The 23,168-nt window shown below is 56.9% G+C and carries 9 protein-coding genes; 7 read left to right on the top strand and 2 right to left on the bottom strand.

What is annotated here, in order from left to right:
• Positions 1–329: 329 nt before the first annotated feature.
• The 5 genes from QEH57_RS22565 (at position 330) to QEH57_RS22585 (ending at position 15,703) form a co-directional block, all read left to right on the top strand.
• A complete protein-coding gene (locus tag QEH57_RS22565; RefSeq protein WP_309009064.1) occupies positions 330–6,605 on the top strand; it encodes a thrombospondin type 3 repeat-containing protein in 6,276 nt (2,091 codons plus the stop codon).
• Between the two features lie 557 nt (positions 6,606–7,162).
• A complete protein-coding gene (locus tag QEH57_RS22570; protein WP_309009065.1) occupies positions 7,163–9,916 on the top strand; it encodes a LamG-like jellyroll fold domain-containing protein in 2,754 nt (917 codons plus the stop codon).
• 396 nt (positions 9,917–10,312) lie between these two features.
• The gene (locus QEH57_RS22575; protein WP_309009066.1) at positions 10,313–11,830 is read left to right on the top strand and encodes an arylsulfatase; all 1,518 of its coding nucleotides are present in this window, start codon (positions 10,313–10,315) and stop codon (positions 11,828–11,830) included.
• Positions 11,831–11,877: 47 nt separating this feature from the next.
• Positions 11,878–13,461 (top strand): sulfatase, encoded by a 1,584-nt coding sequence (locus QEH57_RS22580; protein WP_309009067.1) that lies wholly within the window; start codon positions 11,878–11,880, stop codon positions 13,459–13,461.
• 55 nt (positions 13,462–13,516) lie between these two features.
• Positions 13,517–15,703, top strand: coding sequence for a right-handed parallel beta-helix repeat-containing protein (locus QEH57_RS22585; protein WP_309009068.1), 2,187 nt, complete (start codon positions 13,517–13,519; stop codon positions 15,701–15,703).
• 44 nt (positions 15,704–15,747) lie between these two features.
• On the opposite strand, the gene QEH57_RS22590 is transcribed toward QEH57_RS22585, so the two are convergent.
• Positions 15,748–16,560: a helix-turn-helix transcriptional regulator gene (locus QEH57_RS22590; RefSeq protein WP_309009069.1), complete on the bottom strand. Its 813-nt coding sequence runs from the start codon at positions 16,558–16,560 to the stop codon at positions 15,748–15,750.
• Positions 16,561–16,637: 77 nt separating this feature from the next.
• Between QEH57_RS22590 and QEH57_RS22595 the strand changes: the two genes are divergently transcribed.
• Complete coding sequence (locus QEH57_RS22595; protein ID WP_309009070.1) at positions 16,638–19,382, top strand: GH116 family glycosyl-hydrolase; 2,745 nt, start codon at positions 16,638–16,640, stop codon at positions 19,380–19,382.
• A gap of 60 nt (positions 19,383–19,442) precedes the next feature.
• Positions 19,443–22,007 (top strand): GH116 family glycosyl-hydrolase, encoded by a 2,565-nt coding sequence (locus QEH57_RS22600; RefSeq protein ID WP_309009071.1) that lies wholly within the window; start codon positions 19,443–19,445, stop codon positions 22,005–22,007.
• Between the two features lie 61 nt (positions 22,008–22,068).
• On the opposite strand, the gene QEH57_RS22605 is transcribed toward QEH57_RS22600, so the two are convergent.
• On the bottom strand, positions 22,069–23,037 hold the full coding sequence (locus QEH57_RS22605) for a transposase (protein ID WP_309009072.1): 969 nt from the start codon (positions 23,035–23,037) through the stop codon (positions 22,069–22,071).
• Positions 23,038–23,168 lie beyond the last annotated feature (131 nt).

Here is a 23,168-nt window from a genome sequence, read left to right on the forward strand (position 1 = left end):
GCGCGGCTGGAATCGTAATGGAAGGGGGATGTTTGCTTCAAGGGTAGTCCCCGAAAACCCGTGTTGCCCTCTCTTATGAATCTACCTGGCGCCTTGCTTCCGTTTCGATCTTTCGCGCTGTAAGCTGAGCTCAGGTCTTCGAGTTGGGGACGACGATTCCAAAACAACTTAAACCCAAGGTTCGATTGTCTCGGCCGCATTACGGCGAGCCGACGATTCGTGCGATATAGATACTTAAACTAGGATGTGTCGTGGAAGGCTGTCCGTGTTTGTTAGCTGAACGGGACGCGTCTTCAGCTACTCGGTTAAGAGTGTCTTAGACCTAAATTATGAAACGAATTATTAATAATACCCCTAGGTGGGCCGCCTCGCTATTCTCAGCTGGCTTGCTTGCTGCGGTGCCGATGCAAGCGGAAGTCGTTTTCCTGCATAGCTTTGACGGCGTTGAAAATGAAGTAGGGCCTACGTTGCAGTATTTTTATAATGGGGCAGGCACCGCCAGCCACGACCTTGCTACCGGAGAACTGTCAGGGGCTAGCAATGGGGCCCCCGGGTTCAACACCGTTAGTGGCTTGGACCTGAGCGCTTATTCTGATTTCACCATAGAGTTCGTAGTTGAGAACAACTACAGCGCTATCGTGAACGGAGGCATTAACGGCACGTTTTTTGGTATTACAAATTCCCCTACGGCGAACAATACCGACGGGGGCGCTCTCTTTAACAATGCCGGATCCACGACGGGAACGGCGATCGGTCTTCAGGTCGGACCGGGGCGCGGCGGCGCGGGAGCGGATTTTGCCTTCGACGAAGTTGCGGGCAATGGAAGCTTCACCGCTATCAGCGAGCCAAGCGACGACGCTACGGACGGTTATTCGATTTTCATCAAGTATTCCGAGGAGGCGGGTACGGGGAATACAGCGGTGACCATCACCTCTACTGGTTTGGATGCTGATCTTAATTATAGCGCGGTTGCGGCTACGAGATTTTCGAATTTTGCAAGTTGGGTAACCCCGAATGTATCCGCCCAGAACGGGACGCTCAACCTTAGCAGCATCAAAATCACTGCTGAGGCGACTGCGTTGGATACCGATGGCGATGGGGTGCCGGACGACGTGGATACGGACGATGACAACGATGGTGTGCCCGATGAGCATGACGCGTTTCCGCTCGATCCATCGAGATCGTCCCTCGAGTCCGAGGTCGCGTTTTTCCATAGCTTCGATGGTAGCGACAATGAGGTCGGTCCGCTCTTGCAAGTTTTCGACAATGGAGGCAGCCACAGCGATGACATCGCTACGGGAGAGCTTTCCGGAGTAGGCTCCGGGGCTGCCGGTTTCAACACAGTGAGCGGTATCGATTTAAGCGTCGCTTCGGAAATGCTCATCGAGTTTGTCGTTGAAAACAGCTACAGCGGCATATCGAGCGCCGGCTTGAACGGGACTTTCTTCGGTATCACGAATTCCACGACGTCGAACGCGACGGATGGCTCAGCGCTCTTCAACAACGCTGGTTCAGCGACTGGAACTGCGATCGGCCTCCAAGTTGGGCCAGGACGCGGTGGTTCCGAACTCTCGTTCGCTTTTGACGAAGTTCCCGGCAATGGAAGTTTTACGGCTATCGGCTCGGCTCTCGAAGACGGGACGGAGGGTTACTCTATTTTCGTAAAATACGCGGAAGAGGCGGGTACTGGAAATACGGTAGTCACGATTACGTCGACTGGATTGGATGCTGACATCGACTTTACTTCCGTAGCTGCCACGAATTTCGCAGCGTTGGCGAGTTCTGTGACTCCTAACGTATCCACGCAGGGCGGTAGCCTGGATCTGAGCAGCATCAAGATCACTTACGGCATCGCTGATGCGGACGGAGATGGCATACCGGACGGAACGGATACGGATGATGACAACGATGGCGTACCCGACGTCGACGACGCTTTCCCGTTTGATCCGACCGAAGATACGGACACGGACGGCGACGGAATTGGAAACAACGCGGACACGGATGACGACAACGACGGTATCCTTGACGAAGACGACGAGTTTCCGTTGGACGGCACCATTACGGTCAACTCCCTGGCGGAGCTCTATCCCTACCTGGACGACGACAACGTTTCAGTGAAGTTGGCTCCCGGTACCTATCGGATTACGCCGAGCGATATTACGAGCGGAGAGATCGGTTTCGTGGAACCGATTCAGGATACGCGGGCTTTGCTCATGTTTCAGGGCAACAACAGCGTCTACGACTTTGCAGGCGTAACGATTGAAGTTGAGACAGGCGTATTCAATGCTTTCGGAAACTACGCGGTGCATGAGCTGCACCTTCTCGGTAACTACAATGTAGTTAAAAACCTGACACTCGTAGACGTGGGCTCCGTTCACGACTATCCACGCAAGGGAGCCTTGAGCGCTTTGATGGACGGAATCGAGAACCGGCTAGAAGGCGTGCACATGACCGTGCGCGGTTCCTATCCGTATGGCTACGGCGATGCTTTCGGCAAGGGTGGCTCTTATACCATCAAGCACTTTAAGCACAGCGCCTTGCTGGTTCGCGGTCAGCGGAACCACGTTAAGGATTGTACAATTATCCATCGCGCTTACGGGCACGCCATATTTATGCAGGGGGCTGATAGCCCTACGATCGAAGGCTGTTATATCGAGGGCGAGGTACGCAGCACGGATGACATGCTGGCCGAAACTTCGGGCCCGGCTTACGATATCGATTTTATGACTGATTGGGGCTACCGTTTGCCGCCTGGCTTTATGATGAGTCTGCAGGAAGAGGGCATTCGAGCCTACGACGGCGGACGAACCATCATCAACGGGGAGCAACTGGAACCGCGTGCAGCGAGCAACCCGACGGTGATAAACTGTACGGTGAAACGTATGCGTGGCGGAGTAACGCTGCCTCACGCCACTGGCACGAGAACCGTGATCGGCACTACCACTATTGAGTGCGAGCAGGGCTTCTCCATCGGTGGTGGAACCATTGAGGATTGCGCCAGCGACGCGAAATACGGTCCAGTGCTCGGATTCCCGTATTCTAGGTCCAGTGGCACCAATGCAGATATTACGATTCTGCCGAGCGACGACTCGCTAAACGGTTCTGGGCTGGTTGCCTATATTGGAGGTCGGAACCATAACATTACGCTGCGAAGCTCGGAAGGCGCCGTGAATCCGAACCTGAAGATTGGCATGGGCATGCCCAGAGATGACGTGCGTGGCCTTGCGGATCTAACGGCCACGGACATTCAGATCAACAATTTGACCGGATACCCGCTGGAGCTCGGACCCGATAGCGCGGGCACGACTGGCGCCTCCGTTGGCCCTGTGACGGATAACGGTACCGATAACAGCGTGAGTTCAACGACGGACGATAGCTGCGGCGGCTTTGGAGCCCTGAATTCGATCGAAGCAGAAGCTTACTGCGGGCAGTCGGGAGTGGAGATCGTTCCGAATTCCGATGGCGGCTTCAGCGTTAGCGGCATCGACGACGGGGATTGGATCAAGTTCGAACGAGTATACTTCGGAAACGGTCCGGACCTTGTCGATGCGGTTGTGTCGAGCGCCGCGGCTGGCGGTTCCATCGAGTTCCGCGCCGGATCGGTTAACGGCGACTTGATTGCATCGCTCGAAATCGGCGCGACAGGCGACCTTGCCACATTGGCTACCTTGACGACTGAGGCTGCAAAGACCTTAGGCCTGCAGGATTTGTATCTTGTATTCAAAACTCCAGTTAGTGGCCAGTATCAGCTCGACTCGATTCGTTTCCGCATGGATTTGGTGATCGATACGGATAGTGACGGCATTCCAGACGAAGTTGACGAAGACGACGATGGCGATGGTGTGAACGACGAGGAAGACGCGTTCCCGATGAACCCGGACGAGTCGGTTGACACGGACGGTGACGGGATTGGAAACAACGCCGATGCCGATGACGACAACGATGGCGTTGCTGATTCAGAAGACGCGTTCCCGCTCGACCCCACGAAGGCATCTATCACGGAAGACGTCGTTTTCGCTCATACTTTCGATGGCGTGGAGAATGAAGTCGGTCCCGCGTTGCAAGTTTTCGCGAACATCCCGAGCAGAACGAATTCCGACATCGGTGCTGGCCAGATCTCTGGCTCCAACAATGGGGCTGCTGGTTTCAACACGGATAGCGGATTGGATCTCAGCTCTTATCCTGAGTTCACTATAAAGTTTGTAGTTGAAAACGACTACAGCAGTATCGCAAGCAGCGCGACCAATGGAGCATTCTTCGGGATCGCGAACTCTCCGACTGCCAACGCGACCGATGGAAGCGCGCTTTTCAACAATGCGGGATCTGAGTCGGGCACTGCTATTGGCCTTCAGGTAGGACCTGGACGTGGCGCTGCTGGTGCTGACTTTGCCTTTGACGAAGTTGCGGGCAACGGAAGCTTCACTGAAATTGGCTCTCCAAACGACGACGCGGTAGCTGGGTACACGGTTTCTGTTAAATACGGCGAAGACCCAGATACCGGAAATACGGTGGTAACGATTACGTCCACTGGCTTGTCGGAAAACTTCAATTACGTTACGGTCGCGCCTACCAGCTACGCGGTTCTCGCTAGCGCAGTGACGCCGAACGTTTCAGCTCAAAACGGAGCTCTCGATCTTGCTAGCATTGCGATCACGTATCCCATCGATACGGATGGCGATGGGGTTCCAGACGCGGTGGATACGGATGACGACAACGATGGCGTGCCAGACGAGGAGGACGCGTTTCCGCTCGATGCGTATGAGTCTGTGGATACAGACGGAGACGGCATCGGCAACAACGCGGACACTGACGACGACAACGACGGCGTCGCTGACGACGAAGATGTATTCCCCTTGGATCCGAGCAAGTCGGCTCACATCGAGATCCCGTTCTCGCATAGCTTCGACGAGATCGAAAACGAAGTCGGTCCAGCCCTGCAGGTTTTCGACAATGGGGCAGGCTCAACCAGCGTCGATATCGTGACTGGATTGCTCTCCGGAGCCGGCAACGGCGCTCCAGGCTTCAATACCGTGAGTGGTATCGACCTCAGCGCTCATTCGGAATTCACCGTCGAGTTTGTGGTGGAGAACAACTACAGCTCGATTGTGGGCAGTGGAACCAACGGGGTTTTCTTCGGCATCACGAATTCGCCTACCTCCAACGCCACCAACGGAAGCGCGCTCTTCAACAACGCGGGATCGGCTGAAGGAACAGCTATCGGTCTGCAGGTCGGACCAGGCCGTGGCTCCGCCGGGGCGGATTTCGCGTTCGATGAAGTCCCAGGTAACGGAAGCTTCACCGCAATCGGCGCTCCAAGCGACGACGATACCGATGGTTACACAATCTCGGTGACCTACGCGTACGATGCAGCTACGGGGCATACCGCAGTTCAGATCGTATCCAAGGGATTGGATGTTGACCTCGATTATAGCACGATCGCTCCGACGGATTACTTGGAGCTCGCTAGCTCGGTTACACCGAATGTTTCCGCTCAGAACGGAACTCTGAATCTGGCAAGCATGCGAATCACCTATCCGTCTCCCGATGCGGATGGCGATGGCGTTCCTGACAAACTGGATACGGACGACGACAACGATGGGGTGTCCGATGAAGAGGATGCCTTCCCGCTGGATGGATCGGAGTCGTCCGACTACGATGGCGATGGCATCGGCGACAATGCCGATCTCGACGACGACAATGACGGAGTCGCGGATACGGAAGACGCGTTTCCTTACGATGCGGCGGAAGCTGTGGATACGGATGGAGACGGCATCGGAAACAATGCTGACCCCGATGACGACAACGACGGCGTTAGCGATGCGGAGGACTTGTTTCCGCTGGATTCTACCGAATCAACGGATCACGACGGCGACGGTATTGGCGACAACGCGGATCTTGACGATGACAACGACGGCGTTGCGGATACGGAGGATGCCTTCCCGTACGATCCTGCAGAGTCTGTCGATACGGACGGTGATGGCATTGGAAACAATGCCGATCTCGACGACGACAACGATGGGGTACCTGATTCCGAGGACGCTCTCCCGCTAGATCCGACGGAGACTGAGGACCTCGACGGAGATGGTATTGGCGACAATGCTGATCTCGACGACGATGGTGATGGCATCGATGACGAGTGGGACAATTGCCCCACTGTAGCGAATGTGAGCCAGCTTGACCTAAATGGCGACGGTTACGGCGACCTGTGCGTGGCGGCGGACGTCAACATCGATTCTAGCGTGGTAATCCTCTACGCGCCGTTGATTGGATCTGGAGTTTCGATCCACAAGGACGTTGTGATCGGCGACCATGTGAACATCGGTTCCCGCGTGGAAATCCATAAGGAAGTGATTATCGGTAACGACTTCTCGGTGGGTGATGACTCCAAAATCAAAAAGGCTGTCTCGATTGGCAACGAGGTCTTTGTCGGGGCCGGAGTGGACATCGACAAGGACACGGTGATCGAAGACGAGGTCGTCATCGGCGACAACGTGACGATCAAGAAGAACGTATTCATCGGTGCCGGTTCCTACATCGGTCGGGGAGTAGTGATCGAGAAGGATACGATCATTCCTGCTGGATCCTACTATCCGGACCTAGACTAGGCGTAGTTAAAATTTAATCACACAGAGGCGGCCGATATCGGGCCGTCTCTTTTTTTTGCCCAATGTCGGGTGTTTTGGGTATGCAGAATGGGGGGAGGGCAGGCACCCCTAAAAATGGCGGTAGTTAAGCGGTGGGAGTTCTATATGCTAGGTTATCGGTTCGAGCTTCGTTAGATCGAGTCGTGTCGTTGTTAATAAAACTTTCACCTACCCCCCCGTTTATACCCCATACCCCTATCCAATACGCGTCCGATTTCGGATTGTCGTTCGGCTTGTCTTCTTATCGCTAGGCTCGAGCGTGCTCTTAGCTCAGCGCTATTGAGTCGGAGCTCAGTGAGAGCGGTCGAATTCGTCAACTGAAGGATGATGCTGGGACCCTTTGTATCCACTCGAACCCGACGGATTTCCGGTCGTCGAATACGTTCGGTACGTGTTGGCTACGCCGGATTCTGCCTGCGTTTTTTAGGGATGTGACGCGTGGGGGCTCAACTTTTGCCTAATAGCGTTCAACCCCGAAAAAGCAGAAACGTATGAAGAAACGAATGATAGTAAAAAACATGACTATGCTGGCATGCGCCGCTAGTCTTGCCGCGACAAGCGCTTGGGGCGCGGATCGCGCCGATTGGCTCAGGGGAACCTGGGGGATTAACTGGAAGCCAGTAAATTTGTACAACGGTGGCCATGAAGGCCTGTCGATCGAACCGTTTCTCAACCAAATAAGCCACTTGAAGACGATTGACTATATTCAGGTCCATCTCGGCGAGTCCTCGATCAAGTCGCCCGTGCACATGGGGCCGCACCCGTTGCTGGAAAGCTTTTGGGAAGGCGACACCGATGCTAATGGCGATCCGATCAACCTCGTAGTCCCTCGCACTTCGTTTGGAGAGGATCCTTTCCTGGAAATCGTTAAGGCTACTCGGGCAGCGGGCATGAGGGTGATGGTGTATGTCAACAGCTCGAATATGCTAAACCGCGTCGGTTCATCCAATCCGGACTATATTCCGAACATAACCGAACGCTGGAAAGCGTGGTGCGATACCGATCCTGAAGCCCAGGCCTTTATCGCCAGTCAGCCGTACCATACAGGCGTGTGGGATGCCGGGACAGGGACCTATGTGTACGCGGAGGCCCAGTATCCGAACCGTAAATACATGTTTTGCTATGCGGAATTCGTTCTCAAAGTCTTTGCGATCCGGTATGGAGCCTTGATCGATGGCTGGTGTTTCGATTCCGGAAGCTATATGGTGTTGAACGGCGACAACGCTACCAATGGCGTCTACGAGGATCAAATGATCTACAATGCCTTCGCAGCTGCGTGCCATGCCGGCAATCCGAATGCCGCCTGCTCGTTCCAGAATAGTCCGGAGAGGGATACGGAGGAATTGAATCCGTTCTCCGAGGCGACCCATGCGGACGATTTCATGTTTGGACACCCTTACAATGGAGGAAGGGACGGCGGAAGCCACACGATTGGGAACCCGCCGCTCTATGACCGGAACTATGCCCATATCGAAAAGATTAAGGAAACGAACGGGAACGTTCACTCCGGCATCGATCCGCAGACCTGGACTTGGGACGACGAAGTGGTCGGCCACTACGATCCGCCCATGAGCACCACCTCTTGGAACGGCGGCAATACCCCGGCCCTTACCGATGCGGAATTCAATCTCTGGAATCTGGAAGCCGTCCAATATGGCGGAGCGATTTCCTGGGGGCTCCCTTTGGTAGCTAAATCCGGCACCAACGAGCAACTGATCGCGAAGGATTGGGCCTTGGCTCAGTTAAACGGGATGGATGCGCATTTGATGGAATTGGAATCTCCGGGCGCTCCGAATTGGTCGAGAGCGCTTACGCCCATGCCGGATGCTGCTTCCGGCCAAGCGTTTTCCCGCACCCTTGTCGAGAATGTCGATTTCTATGATCCGGAAGGCGATAGCGTCACCCTCTCTCTCGTGGGCGCTCCGTCGTGGTTGAGCATCAGCCAAACCAGCAGTGGTGTATGGGATCTTTCCGGCACTCCCAACGAAACCTTTTCCACCACCTACCAGTTCCGGCTTCGGGCCAGCGACGCATCGGGCAGCGGAGACCGCTGGGTAGAGTTGTCCGTGGCTGGCTCCGGAAGCGGGGAGCAAGTCCTTGGAAATTCAATCATCCAAGCGACTCCAAATACCAACTACGGAACGAATGCGGTAGCGACTTTGCTGTCGCCCGTACAGACAGCCCCCGACGGATTGGGAACCTATCAGATCGCTGTCGATGTAACGCCGATGTCTGGCGGAAGCATTCAGAGCGGCGTTTCCGGAGGAAGCACGACCAGCACGAGCTGGGGCATCGGAGCCGATTTTCTCTTCAAGGGAAGCGACGGTGAATCGGTAACTTCGATCGGCAATGCCCGAGCGATCAATACCACCGGAAGCCTTACTCCGGGGCATTTCTCGAACTTCGCCTTCGAACTCGCCGAGATCAACAACGGGCAAAGTGTAGGGGATCGCGTCCTCGTGACCCTCGACGGGGTGCCAGCTTCCGCAGGAGGCGTGCGGCTTTCGACGAATCCGGATACCCTCGATCTCGGGTCCGCATCGACTGTCGCATTCGCAAACGGATCGTCCGCTACCAACGATAAGTGGTCGATCGATGGTATCGAAGTTTCGTATCTTATTGCCACGGGCCAAAATCCCGACCTTGTGGCTTATTGGGCCTTGGACGACGGGGCGGGAGCCGTTGCGTCCGACTTGTCTGGCAACGGCCATGACGCGGCAGTGGTCAACGCCGCTTGGGTCGGAGGAATCGATGGGCAAGCCCTTGATTTCAACGGCAGCGACTCGAGCGTGACCCTGCCGACTGCTGCCTTCTCCGGCATTGGCGACCAGCTCACCATTGCCATGTGGGTAAATGGCGATACGGCGAACCCAGCCAAGAACTCGGTTTTCTACGCCGAGGATTCCGCTGGCGGTCGCTTGCTGAATGTACATTTGCCCTGGAGCAACGGGCAGGTCTATTGGGATGTCGGCGATGGATCGGGATACGATCGTATCCAGAAGCTTGCTACGCCTGCTGAATACGAGGGGGCCTGGCACCATTGGGTCTTCACCAAGGACGCCACTTCGGGCGTAATGAACATCTACCTGGATGGAACGCTGTGGCAGAGCGGTACGGGAAAGAACAAATCCGTCGGTACCGTTGCTGCGGCCACTCTCGGTAGCAACATCACGACCGACAGCTACAACGGCTCGATCGACGAAGTGCAGTTGTACGACGTAGCCCTGACGGCTGCCGAGGTCGAAGCCCTTTATCTCGCTTACGCGGAGTAGGGGGGCACTTATCGGTTTCACCTTCACAAGGGGAAGCGGGGATACCTGCTTCCCCTTTTCTCGAGGAGAAACACCCTTTTGGGGGGAGACGTTCTCGAGTGTAGGGTTGGCGCGAGTTGCCACGCCGCCATGCAGGATATTAGCGCAGAAATCTGCGGCACGTCGCAAGCAGCCTTCGCTCTTTGAGCTTCGTCTCGCCACGGCAAAGGCCCTACAGGGAAACGGCAATCCCACTGCTTTTGGTAATGAACCTTTTTTTGGTCGGGCGCGGGGTCTCGGCACCGCCTAAAATGATAGCGCGAGGATCCTTTTGCATCTGGTAAAGTCTTGGGTCTTTGGCTTGCCTCAACCGTGGCGCCTGTATCCTTTCCCCTTCAACCCCCCTGACCGATTCGAATGCTGAAACGTAGACCCTTCATCGCTCCGCTGACCGCGGTCGCGTCCGCCCTGCTGGCCCTTTGCTGCGTGGCCTCCGCCGCCTCGCTCGCCAAGAGCCGCCCGAACATCATCTTCGTCCTCACCGACGACCAAGGCATGGGGGACTTGTCCTGCATGGGGAATCCCTTCGTGCAGACGCCGCACATCGACCGCTTCTACGAGCAGTCCACGCGTTTTACCGATTTTCAGGTAAGCCCGACCTGCGCTCCGACGCGGGCGGCCATGATGAGCGGGCGCCGGCCTTTCGAGGTTGGGGTGACCCATACCATCCTGCAACGCGAGCGCATGGCCTTGGATGTGGTGACCTTTCCGCAAGCCCTGCAGCGCGCGGGCTATAGAACCGGCCTGTTCGGGAAGTGGCACCTCGGCGACGAGGAAGCCTACTTGCCCCAAAACCGTGGCTTCGACGAAGTGCTCATGCACGGAGCGGGCGGCATTGGACAGGGCCCCTTGGGCGACTTCTTTGCGAATTCGGAAAATCCGTACTTCGACAACGTCCTGCTGCACAACGATACGATCGTGAAGACCAAGGGCTTTTGCACGGATGTGTTTTTCGATGCGGCTCTGGCGTGGATCAGGAAGCAGCACGAGGCCCAGGCCCCTTACTTCGCCTACGTGTCCCTCAATGCTCCCCATGGCCCGATGTATGCGCCGGACGAATACAAGAAGCGCTTCCTGGAGCAAGGGCTCGATGAGAGCTCCGCGGCTCGCTACGGAATGATCGAGAACATCGACGACAATTTTGGCGCCATGATGGAAAGGCTGCGGGAGTGGGGCGCTTTGGAAAATACTTTGATCATCTTCATGACGGACAACGGGATGAGCATGGCGCCGATCAAGAAGGACGGGGAGACGATCCACCCGCACAATGCAGGCTTGAAGGGGCGAAAGAATTCTCCGTGGGAAGGCGGTACCCATGTACCATCCTTCTGGTATTGGGAGGGCAAACTCGGCGCTGGGGTTGATATCGATACTTTGGCGGCTCACCTCGACCTCTACCGCACCTTTTGCGAGCTAGCAGGGGCGGATATCCCTTCGAGCCCCTTGCCTCCAGGCGGACGTTCCTTGGTTCCGCTGTTGCAGGATCCGGGCGCGGACTGGGCGGATCGTCATTTGTTCGTGCACAAGGGGCGTTGGGACGACGGTCGGAAGAACCGGATGAGCCGCGAGGAGAACAAGTACAACGGCGCGGCCGTGCGCACGGAGCGTTGGCGGCTGGTGTTCAACCTGAGCAAGGGAAAGCGGGAGACCCAGCTTTCCGATGTATCCAAGGATCCAGGAGAGACGCGCGACGTGGCGGGACAATTTCCGGAAGTGGTGCAGGAGCTAAGCGCCGCCTACGACAAGTGGTGGGATTCGCTCGACCCGTTCTTGGTGAACGAGGGCTTGCCAACCGTCCCTCCCGAGGAGCAACCTTTTAACGTTCGCTACGAAAAGCAGTTGAAGGAATCCGGTATTCCGGAGTGGAATCCATAGGCGAGGCGCAGGGGCCGAAAATTTGAATTATAAGTCAGTTCTATAAGATGAAAAACTACGGGAAATATTGTTTAGCGTTGGTGGCAGTTTTGAGCTTGGGTGCTTGGCCTAAGGCAGAGGCTGCTGGGACCAAAGAGCGGCCGAATATCATTTACCTCATGTCGGACGACCAGAGCAGCTACACGCTTGGCTGTTACGGGAATCCGGATGTGCAGACGCCCCATATCGACCGCTTGGCGGAAGAGGGGATCGCCTTCGACAACCACTACGTTACCACGGCGATCTGCATGGCCTCGCGGGCGACGGCGATGACGGGGATGTATGAATACAAGCACGGGACCAACTTTAGCCACGGCGAGATGCTGACTAGCATTTGGGCCAAGTCCTATCCGATGCTTCTGCGCGAGGCGGGCTACCGCACGGCCTTTGCAGGCAAGTTCGGTTTCGACCTGCGAGAGGCTCCTCATTCCCCGAAGCTGGAGCTTCCGGCAAGCGACTTCGATCGCTGGGGCGGCGGACCGGGCCAGACTACCTATGTGACGGCGAAGAACAAGTCGATGGCGGCCTACGCGAAAGAATATCCGCACTCGACCCTCTCCTATGGCGCCTTTGGACGCGACTTCATCCACGAGTCGGCCAAGAGCGGTCAGCCTTTCAGCCTCTCGATCAGCTTCAAGGCGCCCCACAAGCCAGCCACGCCCGATCCCCAGTTCGACCATGTCTACGCAGGTAAGACTTTCACCAAGCCTGCCAACTACGGACGCGAGCACGGGGAGCATTTTTCCAAGCAGAGCAAGCAGGACCGCCAATACGAGCGTTTCCACTCCTGGAACTATTCCGACAAGTACGACGAGGTGATGGCGATCTACCACCAGCAGATCTACGCCATCGACGTAGCGGTAGGGATGATCCGCGAAGCCTTGGAAGAGGCGGGCGTAGCTGACAACACGGTGATCATCTACACCTCCGACAATGGCTTCTTCTGCGGTTCGCATGGATACGGCTCCAAGGTCTTGCCCTACGAGGAGTCCACTCGCGTTCCCTTGATCATCTACGATCCGCGCCATCCGAACTCCGGCAAAGGCCTCCGTTCCGAGGCCCTGACGGCCAATATCGACTTTGCTCCGACGATGCTGAGCCTGGCAGGATTGCCCGTTCCTTCGAACATGGATGGCAAGAACCTGATGGAGCTCTATGACGATCCGGAGGCGGAATTGCACGAGTCGATCGCCTTGATCAACGTTTGGGGGCAGGCGCCTACCCATGCCCTCGCCGTGGTGACGAAGGACATGAAGTACGTGCACTGGGCCTACGCGGACGAAGGCTTCGAAGTGACCGAGGAACTCTACCATCTCGACAAGGACCCGCTCGAACTTACCGACCTGTCTGGAAATCCTGAATACAAGTCCGCCCTTCAGAATATGCGGAAACGCTACGACCAGCAGCTTTCCGGATGGAAGAAGGAAGCGGTCGACTACAATAACTATCAACCCTACGGAACCATCTTCGATCGCGAAGTGCCGTGGTCCAAGAAGGTTAGCTTGTACGATGCCAAGGGAATCGAGCGTGCCCGTAAGGCGACGGAGGAAGCCAGCAAGTACGATGGTGTTCTCCGGGAAGAGAAGGACTAGGTGTAGCGTATCCGTTTTTCTCTGACGGGCGACTTGCGAACAGACTGATTGATTAATGAAAACGATGCTGCCAAGGCTAGCCCTGCTTGCTCTCACCCTGTCCAGCTCCCTATCGGGCGTGCAACTTTCGGTTTCGCCGGAGGGCGAGATCGCCACCTTGCCAGCGGCGCGTGATGCGGTGCGAGCGCTGCGGTCGGCGGGCGAAAAGGGGGATATCGACGTCCTGGTCCACGAGGGCAGCTACCGTTTGGAGGAAACGCTGGTCTTCGGGCTGGAGGATGCGGCGCCGGCGGGCGCTGTGACCCGTTATCGAGCTGCCCCGGGAGCTCGGCCTCTGGTCAGCGGGGGGCGGGTGATTGAGAACTGGGTACAGTCTCCGCTGCAGGGCGGCAAGGTTTGGATGGCGAAGGTGCCTTGGGCGAAAGGCGAGGCTTTCTTCCATTGCCTCTTCGACGGCAACGAACTGTTGCCGCGCGCCCAATCGGAGCCCTTTGCCGTAAGTGTCGAGGCCAACCGCAGGAAGTATGCCGGCGATCTTGAGGACCGCATCTCGTTCTCGTACGAGGGAGAGGTCCTCAAGCCTTGGGAGAATCTGGAGGATCTGGAGCTCTACGGCCAACCGACCCGGAAGTGGCTGGTCAATTTCCTCGGGATCGCCTCGGTGGATCCTAAGGCGAAAACGGCGAAACTGAGCGTACCGGCAACCTATAACCTGTTTGGGGATTGGGTCGTAGAGAACTGTGTCGACCATCTGGATACGCCTGGAGAATGGGCTCTCGATTCGCGCCAAGGAGTTCTCTATTACTGGCCGAAATCCGGAAAGCCGGGAAATCAGGTCGTGGCGCCTGCGCTGAACGAGCTGGTACGCGTGGAAGGTGTAAACGATCCCTCGGCCAGCGGCGATAAGGACCAAGCGGTGAGAGGAATCGTGTTCGAGGGGCTTCGTTTCGCCCATGCCGACCGTCAGGAGTGGTTGGCGGAAGACCAAGGCATCCAGCACGACTGGAATATGTGGGACAAGGCCAACGGGCTGCTGCGCTTTCGTGGGGCGGAGGATTGCGTGGTGCGCGATTGCGTCTTTTCCGATAGCGGCAGCGACGGCGTGCGGCTCGATCTGTATTGCCAGAACATTACGATCGAAGGTTCCACTTTTCGCGATCTAGGCGGGACCGGCGTATTGCTCAGCGGATACGGACCCGGGAGAAAGGACGTCAACAAGAACAACGTCGTTTTCGACAACGAAATCACGAGGGTCGGGCGCTTGTTTTTGCACTCTCCTGGCATTTTCGTTTGGCAAAGCGGGCACAACCGCATTTCGCGTAACCACATCTACGATCAGGCCTATACCGGACTGGTCGTGTCCGGGGTGCGCCGCCGTTTCTTCGCTCCGCTTTTCGAGGAGATGGGGGTGGAGAATCCGTATACGCAGTGGATGTTTCCGGAGGGGACCAGGGAGCATTTGCCCACGATTCGCTGGGACGAGGTTCGCTTGAGCTCGGTGGAAGACTGGTCGGCCTACGAGTCGTACATGCATGCCCGCGGAAACATCATCGAGTTCAACGAAATCCACGACTGCCTTAAGCTGCTGCACGACGGGAACTGCATTTACCTATCGGCCAATGGGGACGGAAATATCGTTCGCTACAACGTGACCTACAATCATCCTCAGGGGGCGATGATCCGCACCGACGACGACAGTCATGGGGCGACGGTTAGCCACAACCTATTGTTCGGCACGCTTGGCGATTCCGGTATCGCGATCAAGGGACTGAATACAGCCCAGCATAATATTTATATCAATTGCCAAAAGCTGACCGGAGGCGCTGGAAACACGGTAGATCCCGACGCCGATCTCAGCCGTAATGTTTTTTATTATACGTCTTCAGCGAGTCCGCAGACCTTTCACCGTAGGCTTAGCAAGGTAAAGGGTGGCCTGGACTACAATCTCTACTACCACGAGCAGGGCGGAGCGGAAGCGATCCTGCAAGCGCAGCGCGGGCAGAGCCAGACGGGCTTGGCGGATCGCCACAGCGTCGCGGCCGACCCGCTTTTCGTGGATCTGGCGCAGGGCGACTTTTCCTTCCGTGACGGCTCGCCAGCTATCGGCTTGGGAATCGAACCGCTGACTCGCGATACCTTGCGGAAGGTGGGAACCAAGCGGGATCCTTTCCTCGAGCGATTTGCGGAGGGCATGCCGCTGCAGGTGTACCGTGAAGGCGCTGGCAATGAGGACGCGGACTAGGCGTCGCGTATCCGTTTCCTGGAGTCGATCGTTTTGAGAAATTTCTAGATCGTGGTCTTTTTTCGAAAGACGCTGGGGCTGCTGCCGGTGTGCTTCTTGAAGAAGCGCGAGAAGTAGTACTCGTCGTTGAAGTTCAGCTTGAGGGCGATTTCTCCGATTCTCATATCGGTGTAGAGGAGCATCTCAGAGGCGTGGTCGACGAGGCGGCGCTGGAGGAAGGTTTTGAGCGGGATCCCGAAATCCTTGCGGAAGGACTTGGAGAGGGCGTCGCGGCTGAGGCCTGCCGCCTGGGCGAGCTCGCCGATGGTGAGGCCTGCGTTGGGTGACGCTTCGATTTGCTCGAAGAGGGATCGGTAGCGTTCGTCGAGGACGATTTGATGGGGCAGGGCACTCTTGTCCTCATCCATGAACGCGCAGCAATGCTGAAGGAGCAGGGCCTGCAGCATGACGGCATCCCGGGGAGATTCTGTGTTTTCCATGATGTGGCGGATGGGAGCGATCTCGGCTGCCGACGCTTTTGTCATGCGGCAGTCCTTGATGCCGTCCAGCAGGTCGAAGCCGCCGAAGGCCTCCAATGTGAAGTGGAAGGCCACGACGCCGGTCCCTTTTTCGAAGCGAAAGGACAGCTCGGCATTCTTGGGCATGAAATAGATATGGTTGGTCTTCAGCTCCAGCTCCTTGACGATGCGTCCGTGGTCGTGGTGCCGGATGTATCCGCCCCGGCTGCGGAAAAGGAAAAACAGCCGGTTCATGGGTAGAGTGTTGCTGCCCGCCCATTCGAAATCGTGCAGGCAGAGGGCGTGGTTCACCTTGGTGCGGAGCCGGTTGCTGGTTTGGATAAAGGTCGTGTTATGCATGGCGGTTTCTTAAAAGTGCAAAAAATTTGATTCTATATCCATTCTTAAAGCGGGGCTTTTAGCGTATTCTAGCAAAAATGGATACTCAGGAAAATTGCTGCTCTAACCCCGGGCGTAGCGACATCGCAGAATCTGCGGTCGGCCGTCGCGACTTTATCAAGGCTGCTAGCCTAACGGCGGCCCTTTTTGCTGCGGGACCTATTCGATTGATGGCAGGTCCCTTCACCAAGGAGGACTTCGAGAAGATCATCCCCTCGGACAAGAAGCTGACCAAGGAGTGGATCCAGAGCCTGTACGCCCGTGGTGAGGCGATGAACGCGACAGGCGACGACTTGGAGTTCATCGGCATGCCTATCTGTGGAATTGCCACCGGCCAAGTCTACTTGGGAGGCGACGGCCGGCTTTGGTACTGGAATTTGGACGGCCAGCCGGACGACGTTTGGAAGGAAATGGGCGCGGGGCACAAGTACATGAAGCCCATCAAGCCTTACAGCCCTATGGACCAGGGCTTCGCGCTGCAGGTCGGGTCCGGCAAGGAGCGGACGGTCCGCAGCCTGGATTCCGATGGATTTCGCGACATCGTTTTCACCAACGAGTATCCGATGGGAAACGTTTCCTACGCCGACGAAGATTGTCCGGTCAAGGTCCAGCTCGAAGCGTACACGCCTTTCGTTCCCCTGAATCGCGACGACTCGAGCCATCCCGTGACCGTGATGCGCTACACGATCGAGAATACCTCGAAGGAAACGCAAGAGGCCACGATCGCTGGGTGGATCGAGAATTTTTCCAACTACCGTACCGGCAAGGATAACAGCAACGGCGTCCGCTTGAGCCAGTATCGCGAGCTTGACGGCTTGTCGGTCGTGGAGTGTTGGACCGAGCCGCGCCACGATGATAGCTCCGGCGACACGGTGCCTTTCGATCATGCCACCGATTTCGGAGCGATCGCTTTGGGACTGCTGGGGGACGCGAAACCGGACTTTGTGGATACGACGCGTTCCCACGCGGGAGCGACGGATTTGTTCGAAGCCCCGAAGCCCAACAGGAAAGCGATGACGGTTCAGGAACGCCCTTTCAGCGAGAGAGCATTCGCATCGGTCGGGAAGACGGTACGCTTGAAGCCGGGCGAGCGGAAGACCATCGCCTTCACGCTATCGTGGCGTTTCCCCAATGCCCGTTACGTCGAGGGCTTCGGCAAGACGGTCTGGAGCCGCGACGTGAATTACTACTCGACGCAGTGGCCGACCGCTAGCGATTCTGCCGGTGCCGTGGCTGTAAGGGAAAAGGAACTACGGGAAGAGACGCGGAGCTGGGTCGATACCTGGTACGACTCGACTTTGCCGTATTGGCTTTTGGAGCGGGCTTTGATTCCCGTCAACTGCATGCAGACGCAGGTGGCGGCTCGTTTGGCCCTGCAGAACAATCGCTACGGACTGGACGAAGGCGTGACCTGCTGCGAGGGCAATTGCACGCACGTGTGGCACTACGCCCAGGGCTTGGCCCGCCTCTTCCCCGTGATCGAACGCGAATGCCGCGATCAGGTGGACTTCGGCCTATGCCTGAAGGAGGATAGCGGAGCGATGAATTTCCGCGCTTCCAAGAGCGCTTTCAAGGAAGCGCCTGACGGGCAGTGCGGCTCGATCCTCCGCGTTCTGCGCGAGAGTCAGATGACTACCGATCTCGAGTTTCTAAAAAGCCTCTGGTCGCGCACCAAGCTCTCGATGGACTATGTGATAAAAACGTGGGACCAGGACGAGGACGGCATGATGGCGGGTGCCCAGCACAATACGCTCGATGGCAATTGGTTTGGGCAAGTGCATTGGCTGATCAACATGTACCATGCCGCCCTCAAGGCCTCCGCCCAGATGGCGCGCCAAATGGACGAGCCGAAGGTGGCCGAGCGCTACGAGTCGATTGTCGCCAAGGGAGCCGCCGGCATGATCGACCAGTTGTGGAATGAGGAATTTGGATACTTCGTTCATATTCCCGAGCTTGAACCCAAGAAGACGCGCGGCTCGACTACGGGCTGTCACATCGATCAGGTGCTGGGCGAGTTCTGGCTGAAAAACCTCGGACTGGATCCGGTCATGCCGCGAGATAAGGTGCGTAGGACGCTCAAGTCTCTTTGGACCTATAACTTCTCGCCGGATGTGGGCGAATTCCGAAAACTGCGCCCCAAGGGACGTTGGTACGCAGCCGAAGGCGACGCGGGCCTTGTCATGTGCACGTGGCCCTTTGGCAGGGAGAATGCGGGCAAGACGAATTTTCACCGCTACTACAACGAGTGCATGTCCGGCTTCGAGTGGCAGGTCGCCGCTCTCATGATCTGGGAAGACATGCTGGAAGAGGGGCTTGCAATCGGAAAAGCCATCAACGACCGCTATCAACCGGGCAAACGCAATCCGTACAACGAAGTCGAATGTAGCGATCACTACGCTCGAGCCATGGCGAGCTACAGCGCGTTTATGGCGCTTTGCGGCTACCGCTACGACGGCCCGGCAGGCAAGCTCGGCTTCGGCCCGCGCATGCAGCAGGAGGACTTCCGAGCCGCCTTTACTACGGCGGAAGGCTGGGGGCAGTTCACCCAGCAGGTGCAGTCCAGCAAGCTGGTGGCCGGCGTCGAGCTGCGCTACGGGCAACTGGAGCTGAAGGAGTTCGCCCTCGACAAGGTGGATGGCGTTTCGGCGAGCGGCGTTCGAGCGAGCTTGGACGGTCAACCGGTTCCAGCCGCGTTCCGCGCGGAATCAGACCGGTATGTTTGCGAATTCGCTTCCGGGCTGAAGTTCAGCAAAGGTTCCCGTTTGGAGGTGTCGTTCGGCTAGGGGAAACGTAGGAGTATCCTATGTTTGGTTACGACAGCGAGTAGGGCATCGAGCGAGAGCATGGAACGATTCACAACCAGCGCCGATTGGCCGGTCTTGAAAACCTACGATCGCGATCACTTGGGCAAGATTGCCATGCCGCTGGGCGGCATTGGTACCGGTACGATTTCGCTGGGCGGCAAGGGGGATCTGCGGGACTGGGAGCTTTGCAATGCTCCGGACAAGGGCTTTGTGCCGGAGTCGGATGAGGACGAAACCAAGAGCGTATCGCCGTTCTTATGTATTCGATGCATAGATACGAGCGGACGCATCTCCGCCCGCATGTTGGAAGGTCCGATCGAGCTGACTGACTACGAGGGACATTTCGGGGCGGGTGTTCCGAACCATGGTTTTCCACGGTTCCGGGAGGCCGAGTTCCTGGTGGCTTATCCATTTGGGCAGGTAGCCTTGAGCGATCCGGATATGCCGCTGCGGGCGCGTCTCAAGGCGTTCAATCCCATGGTGCCGGGCGACCCGGAGGCGAGCGGTCTGCCGGTGGCTGTGTTGTCCTACGAGATCGAGAACCTTTCCGGCGAGGAGTTGAACGTGTCGGTGTGCGGCAGCATTCCGAACTATATTGGAGATGAAAACGGGTGTTCGCCCGCTCCGCACCAGAAGGGCGGCTTTTCCGGAGTGCGGGGAAACCGGAACGAGCTGCGGGACAGCGGCGGCTTGACGGGCGTTTTTATGCATGCCCCGGAGCTGCCGGAGGATTGTCGGCATAAGGGCGATATTTCGCTTTCAACCGTGAGCGAAGGCCGCATCACTCGTCGCACGGCCTGGAAGGATGCGGGGTGGGGCGGAACGAAGCTCGATTTTTGGAAGGACTTCACGGAAGACGGCCGGCTCGAGGAGCGGGAGTCCGCCAGCGACAGTCCCTTAGCCTCGTTGTGCGTGCAGCAGACGTTGCCGGCGGGACAGAAGACGGAGATTACTTTTTTGATCACCTGGCGTTTTCCGAACCGGAAGGCTTGGAGCCCGTATTATCATTGTACGGCTTACGAAACCTGCGGAGATCGTCCCACGGTAGGAAACTACTACGCGACCCTGTATTCGGATTCCTTTGACGCGGCGATGAAGATCGCTCCCCGCTTGAAGGCTTTGGAACAGCAGTCGCTTTCCTTCGTCAACGCATTCATCGGTTCCGACTTGCCGGAGGTGGTCAAGGAATCGGCTCTGTTTAATTTAAGCACCTTGCGGACGGAGACCTGTTTTCGAACGGCGGACGGACACTTCTACGCCTGGGAAGGGTCCTGCGACTGTCGGGCCTGCTGCGAGGGCTCCTGTACCCATGTTTGGAATTACGAACACGCTACTGCACTGCTTTTCGGCAGCATTGCTCGCGACATGCGGGAGATCGAGTTCCTGCATGCCACGGGCGAAAATGGGTGCATGAGCTTTCGCGTCGGACTGCCTTTGGAAACGGAGGCCCGATCCTTCAAGATCGCGGCGGCCGATGGGCAAATGGGTTGCATCATGAAAGCGTATCGCGATTGGCAGCTGTCCGGCGACGATGCGTTTCTGGAACGGCTCTGGCCGCGGGTACGCAAGGCGCTGGAGTTTTGCTGGATCGAGGGAGGCTGGGATGCGGACCGCGACGGGGTGATGGAAGGCTGCCAGCACAATACCATGGACGTGGAGTACTACGGTCCCAACGCCCAGATGGGCTTCTGGTACCTGGGCGCCTTGCGTTGCGCCGCTTTGATGGCAGATCATTTGGAGGAAACTTCTTTCGCGGCGGAGTGCCGCAGCCTGGCCGAGCAAGGGGCTCAGCGACTGGAGGAGCGGTGCTTCAACGGTGAATTCTTCGAGCAGATTATTGAGCCGTTGGAGGAAGGCGCGGTGGTAGCCGATGGCTTGACGCATAGCATGGGGGCGGAAGATCGAAGCAATCCGGATCTGCAGCTGGGCGCTGCCTGCTTAGTGGATCAACTCGTAGGGCAATGTACAGCCCACGTGTTGGGGATCGGAAGCTTGTCGGATCCGGCCAAGCAACGAAAGGCCTTGGAGTCGATTTATGGATACAACTTCAAGCGCCGGTTCCATGATCACTTCAATCATTTCCGCTCCTTCGTGCTAGGAGACGAGTCCGGAACCTTGATGGCGACGTATCCAAAAGGCGGAGCGCCGGAGAATCCCTTTCCCTATGCCAACGAGGTGATGACCGGTTTCGAGTATACGGCCGCGGTTCACATGCTTTACGAAGGTATGACCGAGCAAGGCTTGGAATTGATCGCGGCGATTCGCGAGCGCTACGACGGTCGCAAGCGTTCACCCTTCGACGAAGCGGAGTGCGGACATCACTACGGTCGGGCGCTGGCGTCTTGGTCGGCGGTGTTAGCGTTGACCGGCTTTCATTATTCGGGAGTGGAGAAGTCGATGCAATTCGCGGCGCGGGATGGGAGGCACTTCTGGTCCAACGGCGATTCTTGGGGAACCTGCGAGCTCGCTAACCATCGGGCAGTCTTGACCGTTCTCTTCGGTCGCCTGGAGCTGGAGCGCTTTCGGTTGGGCAATGGCCTCGCGTGCGCGGAGGCCATCGTTCTCGAAGCAGGCGAAAGCCGCCACCTAGAGTTGTCGCAGTGAACGGCAATGCTCAGGTTTTTATTGCCGTAGTTTTTCTGAAAAGGGGTCAAACCGTAATGTTTTAACTTAGAATCTTGAGGAGCTTCGCCGCTTGTTTCCTCTTTCCAGACTTCAACTCCGAGCAGTAGCGACTCACTCCGGCGGGCGCCCCCATTTTTAGGTGTTTCGAAAGCCAAGGGTTTTTGCAGAGGTGCTTGGTCTTGAGGTGGGTCGCAATTGCAACTTTCCAATCTGCTGACTTCCGATCCTTCTTGGCGTCCTCTTTGTTCTTTCCGAGAGCCTTCAGGCAGCGTCCGAGTTCGCTTGCCCAATTCTCTTCCCGAATTTCGGCGAAGTCTTTGTCTCCAGTTTCGATTGCGGCGAGTCTATTCCGTTGGTCGGCGATGATCGCCTTCTTGAAGTCTTTAGTGGCCAGAGCCCAACCTTTGCTCATCTTTTCAAACGCCGCGTCTTTCTGGGCTTGTTCGTCTTGGTTGAGCCATTCGAGGTATTGCGTGTATTTTCTCCTTCCCGCTGGCGTATCCTTGAGCCCTCCGGCTCCCTCGAGGGACGATTCATAGCTCATGAAACTTTCGCGAGCCTTGGACTTGAAAAGCTTTGGGTAGCTCGAGAAGGGGTAGCTTTTGAGGTCAGGGACCTGCGTGATCCCTGCTCTGACGGGGTTGAGATGTATGTAGTGGCAAAGCCAAGCGAGCCGGTCCCCGTCGCCTACTAGTATGCTCTTGAACCTTCCTTGGAAGAGATGGCCTCTTTCCTTCCTGTATCGATTGTAGCGGTTCGCGTAAACGCTTTGGAGCCATCGCATCCCTTCGCTGAGGTTGGGTTGCGGAGTCTCTATCGCCAGGTGGTAGTGGTTGCCCATGATGCAGTAGGCGTGAAGGATCCAGCCAGAGCGTTCGCAAGCCTCGAAGAGGCATTTCTCGAATGCGAACTTCGCCCCATCGTCTTCGAAGATCCAGGAACGGTAGTTACCTCTATTGATTACGTGGTAGATCGCTCCGGAGTATTCAATGCGTGGGGCTCTTGGCATGGCGGTAGGGTGGGGTGCGTTTTCATAAAGTCAAACATTACGGTTTGACCCCTGCTATGGGTTAAATTGTCAAGTCGCGTTGGATCTGATTATTTCATATATTCAAAAGGGGGGTGCAAGGGGTGGGGAAG

Source organism: Pelagicoccus sp. SDUM812005 (assembly GCF_031127875.1).
In the GTDB taxonomy this organism is placed as follows: Bacteria; Verrucomicrobiota; Verrucomicrobiia; order Opitutales; family Opitutaceae; genus Pelagicoccus.